General features: G+C 65.1%; 15 protein-coding genes. 8 read left to right on the top strand and 7 right to left on the bottom strand.

Annotated elements, in window-relative coordinates; all coding sequences use genetic code 11:
- Window positions 1–129 precede the first annotated feature (129 nt).
- From CH268_RS21335 to CH268_RS21325, 3 genes are all read left to right on the top strand, one after another.
- On the top strand, window positions 130–732 hold the full coding sequence (locus CH268_RS21335) for a dihydrofolate reductase family protein (protein ID WP_094665824.1): 603 nt from the start codon (window positions 130–132) through the stop codon (window positions 730–732).
- Window positions 733–746: 14 nt separating this feature from the next.
- Window positions 747–1,418, top strand: a complete 672-nt coding sequence (locus tag CH268_RS21330) for a TetR/AcrR family transcriptional regulator (protein ID WP_094665823.1) — start codon at window positions 747–749, stop codon at window positions 1,416–1,418.
- A gap of 385 nt (window positions 1,419–1,803) precedes the next feature.
- Complete coding sequence (locus CH268_RS21325; RefSeq protein WP_094665837.1) at window positions 1,804–7,281, top strand: ATP-binding protein; 5,478 nt, start codon at window positions 1,804–1,806, stop codon at window positions 7,279–7,281.
- A 136-nt stretch (window positions 7,282–7,417) separates the two neighbouring features.
- Here the strand turns inward: CH268_RS21325 and CH268_RS21320 are convergent, their stop codons facing one another.
- The 4 genes from CH268_RS21320 to CH268_RS21305 form a co-directional block, all read right to left on the bottom strand.
- The gene (locus tag CH268_RS21320; RefSeq protein WP_094665822.1) at window positions 7,418–7,633 is read right to left on the bottom strand and encodes a hypothetical protein; all 216 of its coding nucleotides are present in this window, start codon (window positions 7,631–7,633) and stop codon (window positions 7,418–7,420) included.
- Window positions 7,634–7,729: 96 nt separating this feature from the next.
- Window positions 7,730–8,605 carry a pseudouridine synthase gene (locus CH268_RS21315; protein ID WP_094665836.1) on the bottom strand — a complete coding sequence of 292 codons (876 nt, stop codon included), beginning with the start codon at window positions 8,603–8,605 and terminating at the stop codon, window positions 7,730–7,732.
- Window positions 8,606–8,608: 3 nt separating this feature from the next.
- Entirely contained in the window at window positions 8,609–9,451 is an 843-nt protein-coding gene (gene trhO / locus CH268_RS21310) for an oxygen-dependent tRNA uridine(34) hydroxylase TrhO (protein WP_032385049.1), read from the bottom strand.
- Window positions 9,452–9,469: 18 nt separating this feature from the next.
- Complete coding sequence (locus tag CH268_RS21305) at window positions 9,470–11,122, bottom strand: alkaline phosphatase D family protein (RefSeq protein ID WP_094665821.1); 1,653 nt, start codon at window positions 11,120–11,122, stop codon at window positions 9,470–9,472.
- Window positions 11,123–11,249: 127 nt separating this feature from the next.
- Between CH268_RS21305 and CH268_RS21300 the strand changes: the two genes are divergently transcribed.
- Together CH268_RS21300 and CH268_RS21295 are read left to right on the top strand one after the other, a co-directional pair.
- The gene (locus CH268_RS21300) at window positions 11,250–12,722 is read left to right on the top strand and encodes a cryptochrome/photolyase family protein (protein WP_063216010.1); all 1,473 of its coding nucleotides are present in this window, start codon (window positions 11,250–11,252) and stop codon (window positions 12,720–12,722) included.
- A gap of 574 nt (window positions 12,723–13,296) precedes the next feature.
- The gene (locus tag CH268_RS21295) at window positions 13,297–14,724 is read left to right on the top strand and encodes an HNH endonuclease signature motif containing protein (protein ID WP_094665820.1); all 1,428 of its coding nucleotides are present in this window, start codon (window positions 13,297–13,299) and stop codon (window positions 14,722–14,724) included.
- A 159-nt stretch (window positions 14,725–14,883) separates the two neighbouring features.
- Here the strand turns inward: CH268_RS21295 and CH268_RS21290 are convergent, their stop codons facing one another.
- Entirely contained in the window at window positions 14,884–15,945 is a 1,062-nt protein-coding gene (locus CH268_RS21290) for an iron-siderophore ABC transporter substrate-binding protein (RefSeq protein ID WP_094665819.1), read from the bottom strand.
- Window positions 15,946–16,046: 101 nt separating this feature from the next.
- On the opposite strand from CH268_RS21290, the gene CH268_RS21285 reads away from it, so the two are divergent.
- Together CH268_RS21285 and CH268_RS21280 are read left to right on the top strand one after the other, a co-directional pair.
- Window positions 16,047–16,871 (top strand): SDR family NAD(P)-dependent oxidoreductase, encoded by an 825-nt coding sequence (locus tag CH268_RS21285; protein ID WP_094665818.1) that lies wholly within the window; start codon window positions 16,047–16,049, stop codon window positions 16,869–16,871.
- Complete coding sequence (locus CH268_RS21280) at window positions 16,868–17,362, top strand: SRPBCC family protein (RefSeq protein WP_027497982.1); 495 nt, start codon at window positions 16,868–16,870, stop codon at window positions 17,360–17,362. Before CH268_RS21285 ends, CH268_RS21280 begins: the two co-directional genes overlap by 4 nt.
- 3 nt (window positions 17,363–17,365) lie before the next feature.
- Here CH268_RS21280 and CH268_RS21275 read toward each other — a convergent pair whose 3' ends face one another.
- Window positions 17,366–17,875 (bottom strand): mycothiol transferase, encoded by a 510-nt coding sequence (locus CH268_RS21275; protein ID WP_094665817.1) that lies wholly within the window; start codon window positions 17,873–17,875, stop codon window positions 17,366–17,368.
- A gap of 97 nt (window positions 17,876–17,972) precedes the next feature.
- Here CH268_RS21275 and CH268_RS21270 point away from each other — a divergent pair, with 97 nt between their 5' ends.
- Window positions 17,973–19,007, top strand: coding sequence for an NADPH:quinone reductase (locus CH268_RS21270; protein ID WP_094665816.1), 1,035 nt, complete (start codon window positions 17,973–17,975; stop codon window positions 19,005–19,007).
- Window position 19,008: 1 nt separating this feature from the next.
- On the opposite strand, the gene CH268_RS21265 is transcribed toward CH268_RS21270, so the two are convergent.
- Entirely contained in the window at window positions 19,009–19,482 is a 474-nt protein-coding gene (locus CH268_RS21265) for a phosphoribosyltransferase (protein ID WP_094665815.1), read from the bottom strand.
- Between the last annotated feature and the right edge of the window lie 50 nt (window positions 19,483–19,532).

Raw genomic sequence — 19,532 nt, 5'->3', positions numbered from 1 at the left:
CGTCGCGTCCTGAGCGCACAAAATACGTTCTAGTGCTGGGTCACAAAGACCCACTTCGGTCGCTGGATTCACCACAGCGGACGCGTCGGCCCACGGACTTCCCACGGGCCGAACCACGACAGGAGCCGAATGCGCAAGCTGGTCTACTACATCGCCGTCACCCTCGACGGGTTCATCGCCGCGCCGGACGGCACCTACGACAGTTTCGTGATGGAAGGCGATCACCTCGAAGCGATCAAGACCGAACTGCCCGAGACGTTGCCGGTTCACGTACGGGCCGCATTCGGCCTGGACGCTCCGCCCGCTCGATTCGACACCCTCGTCATGGGCCGCGAGACGTTGCAACCAGCGCTCGACGTCGGGATCGCCAGCCCCTATCCCCACCTGCGCCAATACGTTCTCTCTCGCACCCTCGCCCCGTCGGACGACCCGACTCTCACCGTGGTGAACGAGGACCCGATCGGACTCGTCAGAAGTCTCAAAGCCGAGCAGTCCGAGCTCGACGTCTGGATCTGCGGCGGCGGAAATCTGGCCGGTCAACTGTTGCCCGAGATCGACGAACTGTTTCTCAAGGTCAACCCCGTGGTGCTCGGCCGCGGCATCGGCCTGTTCTCGTCCGGCATCGGCCCCGATCCGTTCCCCGCCCAGCTGTTCGAGCACGTCGAATCACGCCAATTCGACAGCGGGGTGAGATTCACCCGGTTCATCCGCCCGGATGCTCGCGAACAATGACGTATAAAGACTGAATGCCTGCCGCGACGGAGCCAGACCGTGAGCTGCCGAATCGGGAGCTGCCGACCACCCCGCGCGGACTGCGAACCCGATCCTCGCTCGTTGCGGCCGCGCGTCGAGTCTTCGAGGACAGCGGCTACCTCGACTCTCGCCTGATCGACATCACCCGCGCCGCTCGATGCTCCGCCGGCACCTTCTACACCTACTTCACCAGCAAGGAAGAGATCCTGGCCGCAGTGCTCGAGCAGGCCAGGGACGACATGCTGCATCCCGGTACCGAGCGAGTGGACCCGCACGACGATCCGGTTGCCGTCGTGGCCGCAAGCAACCGCGCCTACTTCGAGGCCTACCAGCGCAACGCGAAGCTGATGGCACTGCTCGAGCAGGTCTCGAACATCGATCCCGAGTTCCGACGTCTCCGACGCGAACGCGCCGATGCCTTCGTCAGACGCAACGCCCGAAGCATCGAGAGCCTGCAGAGCCGGGGCCTGGCCGACGCCGAACTCGATCCTGTGCTCGCCTCCCGCGCTCTGTCGTCGATGATCAGCAGGCTTGCGTTCAATCACTTCGTCGTCGACGCCGCGGACGACCGCGCACCTGCGGAGTACGAGAGCCTGCTCGCGACGGCTACGAGGCTGTGGGTCAATGCGCTGCGACTGCCGAATACGACCGAAAAGGGCGGGTGAGGGAGACCGCACTCGGCGACCGGACGAGCAGTTTCAGCCGGCGGCTCGGGTTGTACCCGCCGGTAATGTACTCGCCGGTAGCAAACTTGTTCCTCGAATCGCGAATTACGCCTCCCGCCAACGCTACTCGCGAGTACGTTGGCGGGACGTGCAGATGCTCGCGATCCATCTCGAACGAAAGAGCCTGCCACAGAATAGGATTCGATACTTGGTGATCAATCACACTCACGCCGAACGCCGTTGGCGATGCACAGGGCTTGATTGCCGTTAGAATGAGCCAATCGGGGTGCCACATGATGAGCAAGAAATCGACATGCCCGGCACCGATTCACGTTCCATCGAGTGCACCGAGGCGGTGCGCCCACACCGAGCGAAGAGAGATACGTTGTTCAAGCGGATTGCAGTAGTCAACCGAGGCGAGGCGGCTGTACGCCTGATCCGAGCCGTCCGAGAGCTCAACGCCGAACACGATTACGGCATCCGCACCGTAGCGCTGCACACCGAGGCGGAGAAGCGGGCGATGTTCGTCCGCCAGGCCGACGAAGCGGTCACGCTGCGTAAGCCTGCCACCGGATCGGCGTACCTGGACTACGACGTACTCGAAGCAGCGCTGGTGGAGTCCGGTGCCGACGCGGTGTGGGTCGGCTGGGGCTTCGTTGCCGAGGACCCGACGTTCGCGGACCTCGTCGCTCGCCTGAACATCACCTTCATCGGCCCGTCCGCCGACGCGATGCGTCTGCTCGGCGACAAGGTCGAGGCCAAGATCCTCGCAGAAAAGGTCGGCGTCCCCGTCGCACCGTGGTCCGGCGGACCCGTCGAGACCCGCGCGGACGCTCGTCGTCACGCAGCGGCGATCGGCTACCCGCTGATCATCAAGGCCCGCTCGGGCGGCGGCGGTCGCGGTATCCGCAAGGTCTTCCACGAGGACGAACTCGAACTCTCCCTCGAACGCACTCAGGGTGAGGCCGAGCGCTCGTTCGGTGACCCCGTCGTCTTCCTCGAACGTCTCGTCACCGATGCCCGCCACGTCGAGGTTCAGGTGATCGCCGACAGTCACGGCAACGTATGGGCCCCGGGCGTGCGCGACTGCTCGATCCAGCGCCGCAACCAAAAGGTCATCGAGGAGTCCAGCTCACCGCTGCTGACCAAGGAGCAGGCCGATCAGCTGCGCACCGCCTCGGCCGAGCTCGTCAAGGCCGCCGGATACCAGGGCGCAGGCACCGTCGAATACCTGTACCAGCCCGAGCAGAAGATCTTCACGTTCCTCGAGGTCAACACCCGCCTCCAGGTCGAGCACCCCATCACCGAATACACCACCGGCATCGACCTGGTGAAGCTGCAGATCCTCGTCGCCGACGGCCAGGCACTGCCCGGCGAGTGCCCCACCGAATTCGGCCACGCCGTCGAGGCCCGCCTCAACGCCGAGGACGCAGACAACGGCTTCGCTCCGGCTCCCGGCACCGTCGAGCTGCTCAAGTTCCCTCTCGGCACCGGCATCCGCGTCGACACCGGCATCGCGCAGGGCGACGTCATTCCTCCCGACTACGACTCGATGGTCGCCAAGGTCATCGCCTGGGGCCGCGACCGCAGCGAAGCGCTCGCGCGACTGCGCAACGCGCTGCGCGAGACCACCGTCGTCATCGACGGCGGCACCACCACCAAGTCGTTCCTGCTCAGCTTGCTCGACCGCGAGGAAGTCATCTCCGCCTCCGCCGATACCGGCTGGCTCGACCGCACCGAGGCCGGCTCGCAGGTGGGCCCGACGGCCGTGGCCGACATCGCGATCGTCGCCGCAGCGATCGACGCGTACGACGCCGAGGAAGGCCGCGAGCGCACCGCGTTCCTCAACTCCGCCCGCGGTGGCCGTCCGCGCGCCACCCATGCCATCGGCCGCACGGTCGAATTGAACTACCAGGGCCAGGCCTACAAGCTCGAGGTCGGCCAGACCGGCACCCACCGCTACAGCATCGACGGGGACGGCATCGGTGATTTGCAGGTCGACGTCGAACGCCTCGGCGTCTACGAGAGCCGTCTGGTCATCGGTGACCGTCGCTACCAGGTGGTCACCGTCGCCGGACCCGCGCACTTCCTCGTCGAGGTCGACGGCATCAGCCACCAGATCTCACAGGACGAGGCCGGCCTGGTCCGCGCACCGGCACCCGCCGTCGTAGTGGCCGTGCCCGTTGCCGTCGGCGACGAGGTCGAGGCGGGACAGACACTCGTCGTCCTGGAGTCGATGAAGATGGAAACCGCCGTCCGGTCCCCGTACGCGGGCACCGTGCGCGAGGTACTGGCCTCGGTCAACGGACAGGTCGACGCCGGAGCCGCGCTGCTGCGCGTCGATCAGGCCGGTGAGCAGAAGGTCTCCGAGCAGGCACCACGCGTACAGTTCCGCGGTATCGACGACGCAGCGCAGCGTTCTCCGCAGCGTCGCGCCCTGGACCGACTCGACGAACTCGCCGCCCTCATCACCGGCTTCGACGTCAGCGGAGCCCGCGCACGAAACCTGTTGTCCACCTACGAAACTCTGCGCGCCGACGTGCCGCGCAACGATGCAGGGTTGGTCTCCGCCGAGCTGGATCTGCTCAACACGTTCGCCGATATCTGCGAGCTCTCCCGCAACCGGCCGACGATGGACGAGGAGAGCACCGACGAGCGCGTGCACTCCCCGCGCGAGCACTTCCACTCGTTCCTGCACTCGCTCGACGCAGACGTGCAGGGTCTCCCGGATTCGTTCCGCGCCAAGCTCACTCGCGCCCTGGCGCACTACGACGCTGCCATCGACGAGGGTCGTACGCCCGAGCTCGAAGAGGCTGTCTACCGCGTCTTCCTGGCTCTGCAGCGCATGGAGAACCAGGTTCCGGTCATCGCCGCCCTACTCGGCCACTGGCTCAGTGACTGCTCGGCGCAGCCCGAGGCGACTCCGGCCATGGCCGAGGTACTCGAGCGACTGATCGGTGCCACCCAGGCCCGTTACCCGGTGATCGGCGACGTCGCGCGCAACCTGCGCTTCCGGTTGTTCGACGAGCCACAGATCCGCAGTGCACGCGAGAAGATCTACGACGGCGTCCGCGGCAGCCTGCAGTACCTCGCCGAGAACCCCGACGCGGCCGACTACTCGGCCCGTATCGCCGCGCTCGTCGCCACCCCGGAACCGCTCATCGAGCTACTGGCACAACGGATCACCGATCCCGGTGCCCTGCTCGAGGTGATCACCCGCCAGTACTACGAGATCCGCACCCTCGAAGACGTCAAAGCCTTCGACCGCGACGGCAAGCACTTCGTCACCGGCAACTTCGAGCTCTCGGGTGAACGGCTGCATCTGGTGTCCACCGCAACCGATTTCGACTCGCTTGCAGCGACTCTGGACTCGGTCGACGACATCGCCGGACCGGCACCGGAGAACCTGGCCGTGGACCTCTACCTGTCCTGGCCGGACGCTCCCACCGACGGCGACGAGCTCTCGGCCCAGCTTCAGGCCGTCCTCGCCGCCCACCCGGGCACCGGCCGCTGGCGTCGCGTCACGGTGACCGCCTTCGGTTCCGCCGCGCGAAAGATGACCTACCGTCGCACCACGGTCGAGGGGTCCGAGCCGCTCGCCGAGGACACGATCATCCGGGACATGCACCCGCTGACCGGTCAGCGACTGGACCTGTGGCGACTGAAGAACTTCGACGGAGTTCGCCTGCCCGCCAGCGCCGGAACGTACCTGTTCCACCTGACGTCGAAGGACAACCCGTCCGAGGAACGACTGGTCGCACTGGCCGAGATCCGCGGCATCACAACACAGTTGGACGACGCCGGCAACATCGTCGCGGTACCCGAGATCGAACGGACAGTCGCGGCCTGTCTCGACGGAATCCGGCGCGCCCAGGCCGGGCGCGGCAAGAAGCGGCTCGACGCCAACCGCGTCGTGCTCTACGTCTGGCCGGTACTGAACGTTCCCGCAGACCGCATCGCCACCATCGCCCGGCACATCGCGCCGCTGACGATCGGTGCTGGCCTCGAGGAGATCACGCTCATCGCACGTCTGGCCGAAACGCCGGGCGCGACGCCACGCGAGGTCGCACTGCGCCTGTCGTACCGCTCCGGTGCAGGCATCGTGGCCAAGGTGACCCCGCCGCCGACCGAGCCGATGCGTCCGCTCGACGAGTACACCCAGAAGGTGCAGCGCTCGCAGGCCCGCGGCACCGTCTACCCGTACGAGCTGATTCCGTTGCTCAGCAGCAACGGCGGCACGTTCACCGAGTACGACTTCGGCTCCGACGGCGTGCTCGCACCGGTCGACCGCCCCTACGGCCGCAACACTGCGGGCGTCATCGTCGGCGTCGCGACCACACCCACTGCCAAGTACCCCGAGGGCATCACCCGCGTCGCGCTGTTCGGTGACCCGACCAAGGCACTGGGCACCGTTGCCGAGGCCGAGTGCTCGCGGATCGTCGCGGCCATCGACCTCGCCGAGCAGCTCGGCGCACCCGTCGAATGGTTCGCATTGTCCTCCGGCGCAACGATTTCCATGGAATCGGGCACCGAGAACATGGACTGGGTCTCGCGTGGTCTGCGTCGCATCATCACCTTCACGCAGGCCGGCGGAGAGATCAACATCGTCGTCGCAGGCATCAACGTCGGCGCGCAGCCGTACTGGAACGCCGAAGCCACGATGCTCACCCACACCAAGGGCATCCTGGTGATGACCCCCGACAGTGCGATGGTGCTCACCGGTAAGCAGTCGCTCGACTACTCCGGTGGCGTCTCGGCCGAGGACAACTTCGGTATCGGTGGCTACGACCGCGTCATGGGCCCCAACGGCCAGGCGCAGTACTGGGCACCGAACCTGAGGGCCGCGTGCGACATCCTGTTCGCGCACTACGACCACGCGTATGCCGCTCCGGGAGAACGCTTCCCGCGCCGAGCGGCCACCGCAGACCCGACCGAGCGGGACGTGCGCACCTACCCGCACGTGCACCCGTCCAGCGACTTCACCACCGTCGGCGACATCTTCTCCTCGGTCACCAACCCGGACCGCAAGAAGCCGTTCGACATTCGCACCGTGATGCGCGCCGTGGTCGACCAGGACCACTCGGTACTCGAGCGGTGGGCCGACATGGCCGACGCCGACACTTCGGTGGTGTTCGACGCCCACCTCGCCGGGATCCCGGTGTCCGTGATCGGCATCGAGTCGCGGGCCATCCCCCGCAAGGGCTGGTTCCCCTCCGACGGCCCGGATCAGTGGACCTCGGGAACCCTGTTCCCGAACTCGTCGAAGAAGACGGCCCGCGCCATCAACGCCGCCAGCGGAAGCCGGCCGATCGTGGTGCTGGCCAACCTCTCCGGCTTCGACGGATCGCCGGAATCGCTGCGCAACATCCAGCTCGAATACGGAGCCGAAATCGGCCGCGCCATCGTCAACTTCGAGGGACCGGTCGTGTTCTGTGTCGTCTCGCGTTACCACGGCGGCGCGTTCGTGGTGTTCTCCGGAGCACTCAACGACAACATGGAGGTCCTCGCGGTCGAGGGCTCCTTCGCCTCCGTACTCGGCGGTGCCCCGGCAGCCGCAGTGGTGTTCACCCGCGACGTCAACGCCCGCACCGCAGCGGACGCCGACGTCAAGGAGCTCGAAGCACGACTGAACGCAGCCGAGGACGACGCCACCCGCTCGGCACTGCGCGTCGAGCTGGCAACCGTGCGAGCGAACGCCCGCAACGCCAAACTGGGTGAAGTGGCGGCCGAATTCGAGGCCATCCACAACATTCAACGCGCACAGAGCGTCGGATCGGTGCACCACATCGTCCCCGCCGCCGAACTACGACCGCAGCTGGTCGCCGCCGTCGAACGCGGAATGGCGCGGTCGCTGGCGAAGTAGGGCTCAGGCTCCACGCACACGCGCGCGCGTTTGCTGGATGCGAGCGGAATGGTCACCTATTCCGCGAGCGTCCGGCGAACGCGCGCGCGTTTGTCGGTTCAGGGGTTTAGGCGGAGGGCTCGGCTCAAGGCACGCGTTACCAGTAGGTCACGTCCGTTGCGACGATTCCGGTGCACTGTCCGGTGAAGATGGTCACCGAGCAGGCCTCCCAGAGCCGCGACAGCATCTCGAAACCGCCCAACGCACCGCTCGCGCTACCGGTGCTCACGCTTCCGGTATCGGCCACCGCGACCGCTGGCGACGCTATGGCGATGACGGCAGCTCCCAACACAACAGCAATACGACGCTTCACGCAGTTCTCCTCTGTTCTTCCATCGGACATATCTGCCCGTCACGCTAACCTCGCGCCCGAATTGTCACCATCGTCCGAACGAACGATTCCTGAGCGTCAGAGCTGGAGTTCTCGGGCGCTGGCGAATCGCCGCTGTTCGCCGGTGAGCGGGTCGGTGAAGTCCAGTGCCCGGGCCAGGAGTTGCAACGGCCGAGTGAAGTCGTCGGCTGGAGTCGATGTGTACACCGGATAGTACGGATCGTTGACGATGGGAATCCCCAACGACGACAGATGGATTCGCAGCTGATGGGTCTTACCCGTCTTGGGAAAGAGTCGATAGCGGGCGAGGTCGCCGAGAGTGTCGATGAGCTCGATTCTGGTTTCACTGTTTAGCTCCCCCGGCTCCTCGTACGCCGTCATGACACCGTGTTCCTTGAGGATCCTGCTCTGCACGACGCACGGAAACTGCAGTGCTGCATCGAAACCCGCGACGGCCTCGTATTCCTTGGTGACGTTCCGCGAGGAGAAAAGTTCCTGATACGGCCGTCGGGCATGCTTGGTCTTGGTGAAGAGCAGCACTCCCGCGGTGGCGCGATCGAGTCGATGCGCGGGCGTGAGGTCGGGGTAGTCGAACTGCCTGCGTAGGCGCACGGTCGCGGTTTCGGTGACGTGCCGACCACGCGGGATGGTGGCGAGGAAATGTGGCTTGTCGACCACCAACAGGTCGTCGTCCTCGTGCAGGATGCCGATCTCGAACGGCACCGGAACCTCGTGCGCCGGAACACGATAGAAGTACACCTGGCTACCGGCGCGGTAGCGAGTATCCAAAGTTATGGGCCGACTCTTCTCGTCCACCAGTTCGGCGTCGCCGATTGCCCGACGCCAATCGTCGTCGGGCATCTCACGTTCGAGATATTCGACGATGGTGGTGGCCGGATCACCATGCGGCAGAAGCAGTCTCAGAGGCGCAAGACCGTCTCGAAAGGGCAGCATCACTCAGGCGCAGTCGAGACAGATCAACCGCAAACCACGGCCGGCATCACCGTCGAAGTCCTGGTACCGCGAAGTCGGATTGCCACAGGCGCTGCAGCGACCGATGACGGCGGTGTGGTCGGAGAAGTTCTGCGCCATCCGCTTGTCGAACACGAACAGCGAGCCCTCCCAGAGCGCGTCGTCGCCGAAAGTCTCTGCGTACCGGACGATTCCGCCGTCGAGCTGATAGACCTCCTCGAACCCGCGAGCCACCATCAGCGAGGACAACACCTCACACCGCACTCCCCCGGTGCAGTACGTGACCACCGGCGACTTCTTCAGATGGTCGTAGGCACCGGAATCGAGCTGGGACACGAAGTCTTTCGTTGTCTCGACGTCGGGCACCACCGCGTTCTTGAACTTGCCGATCTGCGCCTCGAAGGCGTTGCGGCCATCGAAGAAGACCACGTCGTCGCCACGGGAATCGACGAGCTCGTGCACCTGCTCCGGACTCAGATGAGTGCCACCGCCGACCACGCCGTCGGCGTCGACCTTCAGTTCCCCGGGGGCTCCGAACGTGACGATCTCGTCGCGCACTCGCACGCTCAATCGCGGGAAGTCGTTGCCGAGCCCGTCGGACCACTTGATGTCGGCCGACTTGAAGGCCGGATAGCTGCGGGTGCCGCGGACGTACCTCTTGACGTCGTCGACGTCGCCGCCCACCGTCGCGTTGATGCCGTGTTCGGAGATGAGGATGCGTCCGGTCAGGTTGTTGGACGCGGCCAGCGTCTGCTGCCACAGCCGGATCGCCTCGGGATCTGGCAATGGAGTGAACACGTAGAACAGGACGATTTTCGGTACAGCCACGTCGTCCAGTATGGCGGGTCAGCCCAGTGGCGGTGCCGCCGCCCGAAGCCGCTGGGTGCCGGAGTCGACGGTGTAGCCCGCTCCCCAGTACACGCCGGTCCGCGGATCCTCCTTGGCGGTGAGGAACCAGTGGTCCATCCGAGCCGCCGTCTTGGTGACCTCGAAGACGCCGAAACCGTGACTGTCGAGGTCGACGAACTTCACGTGCTGGTTGAGCGCCTTGAACGCTTCCTCGGCGACCCGGCCCAGCGTGTGCGGCGGAGTGTGCGTCAGATCGTCGATGTTGGCCGAGCTCACCGAGGTGACGACGAGCTCGGTGGCAGCCGGTTCCGTCGTTGCGTAGTGCGCTGCGTCGAGGGGTACCTCGCAGGCCCAAGCGGAGTGGATGTCGCCGGTGATGAAGACGGTGTTGTCGACGCCTGCGTCCACGATCGCACCGAGCAGCTTGCGGCGGTCGGCCGTGTAGCCGTCCCAGGGATCTGCGTTGTAGGGCAAGCCGCCCTCCGGGATTCCGAGGAGCGAGGTGACGGCCTCGGCTGCGTCTCGATCGAGCGGTGGGATCAGAGTGGGCGTGATCATCACCGGGTTGCCGACGATCTTCCACTGCGTCGGCGACGACACGATGCCGTCGGTGAGCCACTGCATCTGCTCGGCACCGGTGATGGTGCGGTTCGGTGAATCGACCTCGGGGCCGTTGAACGGCAACACCTGCTGCGAGCGGTAGGTGCGCAGATCCAGCATCGAGAGTTCGAGCAAGTTGCCGAACCGCAGCCTGCGGTACAGGTGACGGTTGGTGGCAGTGCCTGCTGCGCGGACCGGCATCCACTCGTAGTAGGCCTTCTCGGAGTTGGCCTTGCGCGTGTACCAATCGCCCTCGGTGGCCGGCGTGTGGTTCTCGGCGCCGCCGTCGTACGCGTCGTTGGCCGACTCGTGGTCGTCCCACGTGCAGATCCACGGAACGTCGACGTGGGCGGCCTGCAGATCCGGGTCGGACTTGTACTGACCGTGCCGCTGGCGGTAGTCGGCAAGGGTGACGATCTCGTGGGTGGGCGAATGCTGCCGGACTACGCCGTCGCGCCCCGGAAAGCCGCCCGTCTCGTACTCGTAGATGTAGTCGCCGAGATGGACGATGGCGTCGAGGTCTCCCCTGGCTGCCAGGTGGCGATAGGCACCGAAGTACCCCGATTCCCAGTTGGAGCACGAGACGACGCCGAAACGCACCGCATCGATGTCGGCATCGTTGGCCGGGGCGGTGTGCGTGGTGCCGACGGCCGATGCCGCGTCGCTCGTCCGGAAGTCGTAGAAGTACGTGGTGTCTGCGCTGAGGCCGTCGACGTCGACTTTCACGGTGTGATCGGTGTCGGGGCCAGTGGAGACGGTTCCGGAGGCGACGACGTCGCTCATGTCCACGTTCCGGGCGATGCGCCAGGTCACCGATACCTGCGGGCCGACGCCGGAGCCCGGGGTGGCGTCGGGCGTAGGGGTGATGCGGGTCCACAGAATGATCGCGTCGGGCAACGGATCTCCCGATGCCACCCCGTGCAGAAAGCCTCGGTCGCTGCCCTGGGCGTGGGCGACCGCGGGCAGTGTCGTGACGACTCCGGCCACGGCAACGGCCACCGACGACGAGCGAAGAAACGTTCTTCTGGACAGCGCAGAATCAGCGGGCATCGGGTCAGTCCATGCGATGGATCGTCGGTGGTCAAGTAAGGCGCGCCTGGGTCGGCCACAGTGTTCACCAGCCGGCCATGCTGCGGACGCTGGTTTGCCGTCGTCGCTGCGGGAGAACACTCCGAGAATGGACGCTCTGTGGTTGTTCGGTGATCAGCTCGGCCCGCACTTCCACTCTGTGGACGAGCATGCCGAGCGTGACGTGCTGATGATCGAGTCCCGGCGCGTGTTTCGACGCCGGCGATACCACCGACAGAAGCTCCATCTCGTGCTGTCGGGGATGCGTCATCTGGCCGACGAGCTGGGTGATCGCGTCACTTATCTGCAGACCGAGACGTATCGCGAAGCCCTGGCCGAGTACGGCAAGCCCGTGGTGGTGTTCGAGCCCACCTCGCATGCGGCGGAGAAGTTCGTCGCTGCCTTGCACGAGGAGGGTCTGGTCTCGGAAATTCTGCCGACGCCGATGTTCGCGCTCCCCCGGGCCGAGTTCGCCGACTGGGCGGCCGAGCGCGGCACCTTTCGCATGGAGACGTTCTACCGCGAGCAGCGCAAGAGATTCGATGTGCTGATGGACGGTGCCGACCCAGTCTCTGGCAAATGGAACCTCGACGCCGAGAATCAGTCGCCACCCCCTAAGGGACGGCTGACCCTGGGCGTGGAAGAACCGTGGTGGCCGACCGAGGATGCCATCGACGACGAGGTGCGTGCCGATCTCGATTCGTGGGAGCTGGACACCGTCGGTGTGGACGGGCCTCGCGTGTTTGCGGTGACTGCTTCTGAGGCGTCGGAAGCGTTGTCGCACTTCGTCAATTACCGCTTGGACGACTTCGGCAAATACGAGGACGCGGTGATGGCCGACGACTGGACGATGTCGCACTCGCTGTTGTCGGTCCCGCTCAACCTCGGTCTGCTGCAACCGTTGGACGTGGCGCACGCCGCCGAGGACGCCCATCGCGACGGCACCCCGCTGGCGAGCGTGGAGGGTTTCGTTCGGCAGATCCTCGGCTGGCGCGAATACGTGTGGCACCTCTACTGGCATATGGGGCCGGAGTACCTCGAACGGAACAAACTCGAAGCCCATGAGCCACTACCGGATTGGCTTCTCGAGTTGGACGGCGATGCGGTGGTCGCGAAGTGCCTCTCCAGTACCGTCGACGGCGTACGCGACCGCGGCTGGGTGCACCACATTCCGCGGCTGATGATCCTGGGAAACTTTGCGCTGCAACATGCCTGGGACCCACGAGCGCTGACCGAGTGGTTCGCCACGGCTTTCGTCGACGGATTTGCCTGGGTGATGCCGGTGAACGTCATCGGCATGAGCCAGCACGCGGACGGTGGACTGATCGCCACCAAGCCCTACGCTTCGGGTGGGGCGTACCTGAACCGCATGACCGACTACTGCGGCACATGCGAATTCAATCCGAAAAAGAGGCTGGGTGACGACGCCTGCCCCTTCACCGCGGGCTACTGGGCCTTCGTCCACCGACACCGCGAGATGCTGGCACTGAACCACCGCACCGCGCGACAGGTGTCGTCGATGAACCGATTGAACGACCTCGAGCAGGTGCTGGAACAGGAACGCCAACGCGAGGTGTACTGACGCGCCCTCGACTATCGCGAGCATCGACTCGGGAGGAGGCTCGGCGGCAGTGAGATCAGCCCTGCCTTGCGCGGCGTCGTGGGCACCGACTGCGCGACGCCCACCACGCCGGCTGAGACGCTGCCACGAGGACCGAGCGTGTTCCACCTGTCGCAGCCGACAGTGCATTCAGTCCGCCGCGCACAGAGGATCCCAGAACAACTGAGTAGAGCAGCAGAATTGGCAGATCGCTCGAGCGCAGGTTCGGGCGTCGCCGTCGGCGATACCGAGCGGACTCTTGGGGGCATTGCGCTCCGCACCGAATCGTCATCGCGAGATCACACCGCCGCAGAATTTGACGTCTCACCCCGGCTCGGCACTCGGGCAACGTTCGGGGTCGATGGGTCCGGTCCACATGCACCGATGCTCGGGTGTACTTCTCGTCGAAGTATCGCGGTCTTGTGCGGTCGCCGGAGAGATCGAGCCTTTACCATGCGCCACCGACAGGTTCGGATTATCGAATCCTTATGCACAGCAATAGTTTTCGATTGCACCATCATTGCGTATCGAACGCACGTTCGATACACTTCTTCCTATGACCACGGAGATCTGGCAACTGAGCGAAGCAGAACTGCTCGCCGACGCTGCCGCGGTCTCCCACGACATCCAATTGCTGGAAGCCCGGCGGATCGCATTGGTCGCCGAGATCGACACCCGCGTCTCGCGGGAGAAACTCGGCTTCCCCGGGCCCGCCGGTTGGCTGACTTCGACCACCCTCCTCACCCCCAGCAAAGCGAACAAGATCGTCGCCCTCGCCCGCGGACTGAAGAACTTCCCCGACATCGCCGACGCTGTGAACACCGGCAGCATGTCCGTCGACCACGCCGCCCTGATCCTCACCTTCGCCGAAACACCACCGAAGAACCTCCCGCAAGAGGGTCGCGATATCGCCCGCACCGCGATGATCACCGCCGCCACCGGGCCCGGGGCACGCACCGACAAGATCCGTGAAGCGATCACCAAACTCGAGGACACCTACGGCAGCGACAAGCCGCCCCCTGAGGACACCGACCGCAACGAACTGTTCGCATCGAAGATGCTTAACCAACGCCTCTGCCTCAAAGCCGACTTCGATGCCGTCACCGCAGAAAAGCTATTCACCGCACTCTCACCGCTGACCGAACCCCGGCCCGCAGCCGACGGCACCCCCGACGAACGCAGTCCCGCGAGGCGACGCGCCGAGGCATTCGGGCAGATCCTCGACCACTACCTTGCTACCAAGGATCGCCCCACCGAAGGCGGCGAAAGACCGCACATCAACCTGCACATCCGGTTGCAGGACCTCCACAGCCTGAGCGGTCAGAACACCGACGACATCACCGACGACGAAACCACCCGCACAGCAGCAGAATCCGACAACGCCGATCCAGCCGACCCGGTGGACATCGACGCCGGCAACCCGATCCACTCCGACCCAATACACTCCGACCTGACCGAGTCGGACGCGGCGGATGAACTCCAGACCGGCAGCGCTGTCGGACCGAGCCAGGATCGCAGCGCGTATCGGGACCTGTTCGGCGATGGCACCACCGTCGGGTGGCTGCCCTGGATGGGACCACTCTCGCGCAACACCTCCCGCCAACTCGCCTGCGACTGTGTTCTCACCGCGATCGTCATGGACGAGAACGGCAACCCGTTGAACCTCGCCCGCACCGCCCGGACCGTCACCGCGAAACAGAAACGAGCATTGACTGCCCGCGATCACGGTTGCGCGTTCCCGGGCTGCGGAAAACCCGCCGCCTGGACCGAAGGTCACCACATCTGGCACTGGGCCGATGGTGGCCCCACCGATATGGACAACCTCGTCCTCCTGTGTGGATTTCACCACCGACTCATCCACCACTCCGAGTGGGAAGTGTTCATCGGCACCGATCAGCACCCCTGGTTCGTACCGCCGGCATCCGTCGACCCGTACCGAGAACCCCGGCAATCTCACGCCCGAGCAGGCCCCCACATCGCATAGTCCCCTCGAACGCACACCAGCCCCGCACCGAGAACACGGTGCGGGGCTGGAAGAGATTGCTCAACAGATTGATTCGAGTAGACCACCGTGGGCTTTCTGCACCGTCTGCGGGTCTGGGACTCGATGGGGTCGAGATCAACCGTCTCTTCTACGCTCCGCTCAATTGGTCGAAGACATGCCGGCGTCGACCTTCGCAACAGCCTCGTCGATCATCGGCACGTATCGCTCGAGTGCCCACGGCACTGTCAGCGGGTTGATGATCGACGACCCGGTGACGAAGGACTGATCCGTCGGCGCAACGACCGACCCACGGGACACGGCCGGAATCTGCTTGTACGCAGGCTGATTCTCTGTGTCGGTGCGGTTCTGCGGATCTGAGTAGAAGGTGAAGATCAGATCGGAGTCGTTCAACAGATTCGCGTTCTCCAAGCCGATCACCGATGAGTCGGTGCCCTCAGTCTCGTCGAGCGTGTTCACCACCGGATCGACCTGCAGCCCGAGGCCGCGGACCATCGCGACGCGCTGCTCGTCGGCGAGGAACACTCCGAGCGTTCCGGGGCCGGTGTTGTAGATGTAAGAGAAGCTCACGTCCGAATACTCGGGGTGCTGGGCGGCAGCGTCGGCGAAGCGGTCCTCTATCTTGTCGATCTCATCCGCCGCCTTCTGCTCCTCGCCCATGGCCTTGCCGATGACGGTGATCTGGTCCTGCCACGTCGTGGTCCACGGCTTCTCCTCGTAGGCGACCACCGGGGCGAAGGCACTGAGCTTGTCGAACTGATCCTGCGTGACGCCGGACCACGGTGCCAGAATCAGATCCGGTTCGAGAGCCGCGACGGCCTCGATGTTCAATTCGGTTCCGCCCGTGAACTGCTGAGGAAGCTCGGCACCCAATTCGGTGACCGCGTCGTGCACCCACGGGAGGTAGCCGGTGTCGTCGGCACCCCAGGAATACTCCTCGACGCCCACCGGGACGGTACCCAACGCGATCGCCGTCTCTGCCGAACCCTGCCCGAGCGTCACGATGCGCTCCGGCTTCTCGGTGATGACGGCCTGACCCAGCGCCGAATCGATGGTGACGGCCGCGAAGTCGCTGCCCGCCTGTGGTTCCTCAGCGGTATCGGTACTCGAACACGCACCGACCACAAGGGCCGACACCGTGAGCGCGGACAGCAGGGTTGCGCGGCGCGCAGTCCGTCGACCGGTCGGTGAAACAGAGAACATGGTTACCTTTCGACAAGCAAAGGGACTTTAAAGTAACCCTAGGCTAACCTCTCATCCGGATTCAAATGCGCTGCACAGCGGGCGTTCGCTACGGTGGAGGCATGAGCCTTCCTCGCCCCGCACCCGACCGGACTGCCGTCGTGACCGGAGCGTCTTCCGGAATCGGTGCCGCCATCGCTCGCGAACTCGCCTCCCGAGGTCACGGACTCACCCTCGTCGCCCGCCGCGCCGACAAGCTCGACGAGCTTGCGGACGAGCTCCGCTCGCGGGGAGTTCGCGCCGAGGTGCTCGCAGCAGACCTGTCCGATCGCACCGCCCGCGCCGAATTGCTCGGGCGCATCACCGAACTCGGACTGATACCGGACATCCTGGTGAACAACGCCGGGCTGTCGACGCTCGGCCCGGTCGTCGAATCCGACCCCGAAGCAGAGATGAACATGATCGAGGTCGACGTGGTTGCCGTCGCCGATCTCTGCACTCGCTTCCTCCCCGGCATGACCGAGCGACGACGCGGAGCTCTGCTGAACGTGGCCTCCACCGCCGCGTTCCAGCCGCTTCCCGGCCAAGCGGGCTACGGCGCATGCAAGGCGTTCGTTCTCTCCTACACCCAGTCTCTGACCGGAGAACTGCGCGGAACGGGAGTGACAGCCACCGCGCTGTGCCCAGGACCGGTACAGACCGGTTTCGGCGAGGCCGCGGGCTTCGCGAAAGACGACGCCGAGAAGGCACTACCTTCGATCATGTGGGTGTCGGCAGAAACGGTGGCCAAGACCGCCGTCGACGACATGGCCAAGGGACGGATGGTGTCGATCCCCGGGCCCGCCAACCGCATCGGATCGATCTTCGCCCAGATCACCCCGCGTACATTGTTGGTGCCCATGCTCACTCGTATTCATCCAGGCCTGAAGAACGGCGCATCCTCATGAGCCGCGAGTTCACAGTGTCCGACAGCGTCGTTGTCAACGCCGACGCCGACACCCTCTACGCAGCGATCAGCGACCCCACCAAGATGGGCCGGTGGAGTCCCGAAAATACCGGTGCCACCGTGCACGATCCTCGCGAGAGCGCCTACGTGGGAATGGTATTCGACGGAACCAACAAGCGCGGCCGGGCGAAGTGGATCACTCGCTGCACCGTGACCGCAGCCGACCCGGGCAAGACCTTCGAGTTCCGCGTCCACGCCATCGGTAAGAGCGCTCCGAAGATCAAGGGCGCTAACGCAACCTGGCGATACGACTTCGAGCCGGTCGCGGGCGGCACAAAGGTCACCGAAACCTGGACCGACGACAGAACGAAATGGCCCGATGCCCTGGCGCTCGTGTTCGACAAGATCGTCACCAGCGGCAAGACGTTCCCGCAGTTCCAGCGTCGCAACATCCGAAAGACGCTGGAAAACCTGCAGAAGCGTTACGCCTGACGGCTAGGCCTGCCGGGTGTACAGGCCGAGAACGTACGACGCCTGCCCGGCATGCTGAAGGTCGTCGGAGACCACGGACACCAGGCGCGCACCCAACGTGACCGGCGGATCCCAGTTCTCGTCGACGATCCGGTCCAGATCGTCGGTCGAGATACCGCTCAGGTACGCAACGGTTTTCGAGTGCACGGCGTCGTGGTATTCGCGCAACAACTCGGCGCTCGAGGTGACCTGAGCGACGTCGGAGGACGATTGGCCGAACCCGATGTCGGACTTGTCGAACGGCAATCCGAAACGCTCGAACCACGAGTCCGACGTCCAGACCTGTTCGCTCCCGGCCACACCCGCGATGTGGTCGTCCTGCACCCGCGTGAGGTGCCACAGCAACCACGCGATGCTGTTGGCATCGGCGTCGGGCCGATAGGTCAACGCGGCAGCGGGGATGTCGTCCAACACCGAGTGAACGAGTTCCTTGATCCGGCCGAACGCGTCGGTCAGCAGGTCGTTGTGGTTCATCGAGTACGCCTCTTTCGTCGAGCACTGATAGCCAGCCATGCATACCCCGATTGCCGCGAAGGGAACATCGGGGCCCTCCAGGCGCGTTGAACCCGGTATGACTTCTCCAGCAATTGTGTACACCCGCACCGGCGATTCGTCCGTCCTCGAACCGAAAGATCGCGAGGTGACCGAGCCGGCCGCAGGCGAAGTGCGCGTGCGCGTCGTGGTCTCGGGCGTCAATCCGACGGACTGGAAGAACAGGACCGGTTCCGGACCGGGCGAGAAGCTGGCGTTCGACGAGGTGGTTCCGAACCAGGACGGTGCCGGAGTGATCGACGCCGTGGGCCCTGAAGTCGAGGGGCTGGCCGTAGGAGATCGCGTCTGGGTGTACCTGGCCCAGCATCAGCGCCCGACCGGAACGGCGCAGAAGTTCACCAACCTTCCCGCGTCCCGTGTGGTGGCTCTGCCCGACGGCGTCAGCTTCGACGTCGGCGCGAGCCTCGGCGTACCCGCGATGACGGCACACCGCGCATTGACGGTGTCGGAGGACGGCCCGTCTCGCTTGCATCCCGGGGCGTTGGAGGGCAAGTCGGTTCTCGTCGCCGGTGGCGCCGGTGCCGTCGGCCATGCCGCGATCCAATTGGCCCGCTGGGCAGGCGCGACCGTGGTGACGACCGTCAGCGGACCGGAGAAGGGCGCACTGGCCACCGCTGCCGGCGCGCACCACGTGGTGAACTACAAGACCGGAGACGCCGCCGCTGACATCCGCGAATTGGTGCCCGGCGGAATCGATCTGGTGGTCGAGGTCGCTCCCGCACAGAACGCCGCACTCAACGCGGCCGTGGGAGCGAACCGAGCATCCGTAGCCGTCTACGCCAACAACGGCGGCGACACCATCACCCTCGACGTCCGGCCGAACATGGTGCTCAACACTCGCTACCAGTTCGTGCTGCTCTACACCGTGGGCGACGAGGCTCTGCGCAACGCCGAGGCGGACGTCAGCGCAGCGGCGGCAGCAGGTGTGCTGGAGGTGGGCGAAGCCACCGGCCTCCCTCTGCACCGCTTCCCGCTGAGCGAGACCGCGGCTGCTCACGACGCCGTGGAGAACGGAACCGTCGGCAAAGTGCTGATCGACGTCTCCACCGAATAACTCAGGTGATGACCGGCAACGTGGACCATGGGAAATTGATCCACTTGTCGGTCTCTCGCCACGAGTAGTCCGGCTGCACAATGGTTCTGGGCTTGGTGTAGATCACGGCCGACCGCACTTCGGCCGTGTGCGCCTTCAGTAGATCGATCACCAGCGCCAGGGTGCGGCCGGAATCGGCGACGTCGTCGACCACGAGCAGCTTCTTGCCGACGATCGCGTCGGTATCCAGAAGTGGTTCGAGCACAACGGGATCAGGCAGGGTCTCTTCGATATCGGAGTAGAACTCGACGTTGAGGGTGCCGGCAGCCTTGACGCCCATGGCGTAGGAGATGGCACCGGCAGGGATGAGTCCGCCGCGGGCGATCGCGATGACGATATCCGGAACGAACCCGTCGCCCACGATCTTCTTCGTCAGATCGCGCGAGGCGTCTCCGAAGGTCTCCCACGTCAGTACTTCGCGTTCCGGTTCGGTCATGACGGATTACTTTACCCAAGGCCTATTTTTGCCGAATGAGCAAATTCGTT

Source organism: Rhodococcus sp. 06-1460-1B (assembly GCF_002258475.1).
Classification (GTDB): Bacteria; Actinomycetota; Actinomycetes; order Mycobacteriales; family Mycobacteriaceae; genus Rhodococcoides; species Rhodococcoides fascians.
Note: the sequence above shows the minus strand (reverse complement) of the source record. Positions and strands in the feature narration are given on the sequence as shown.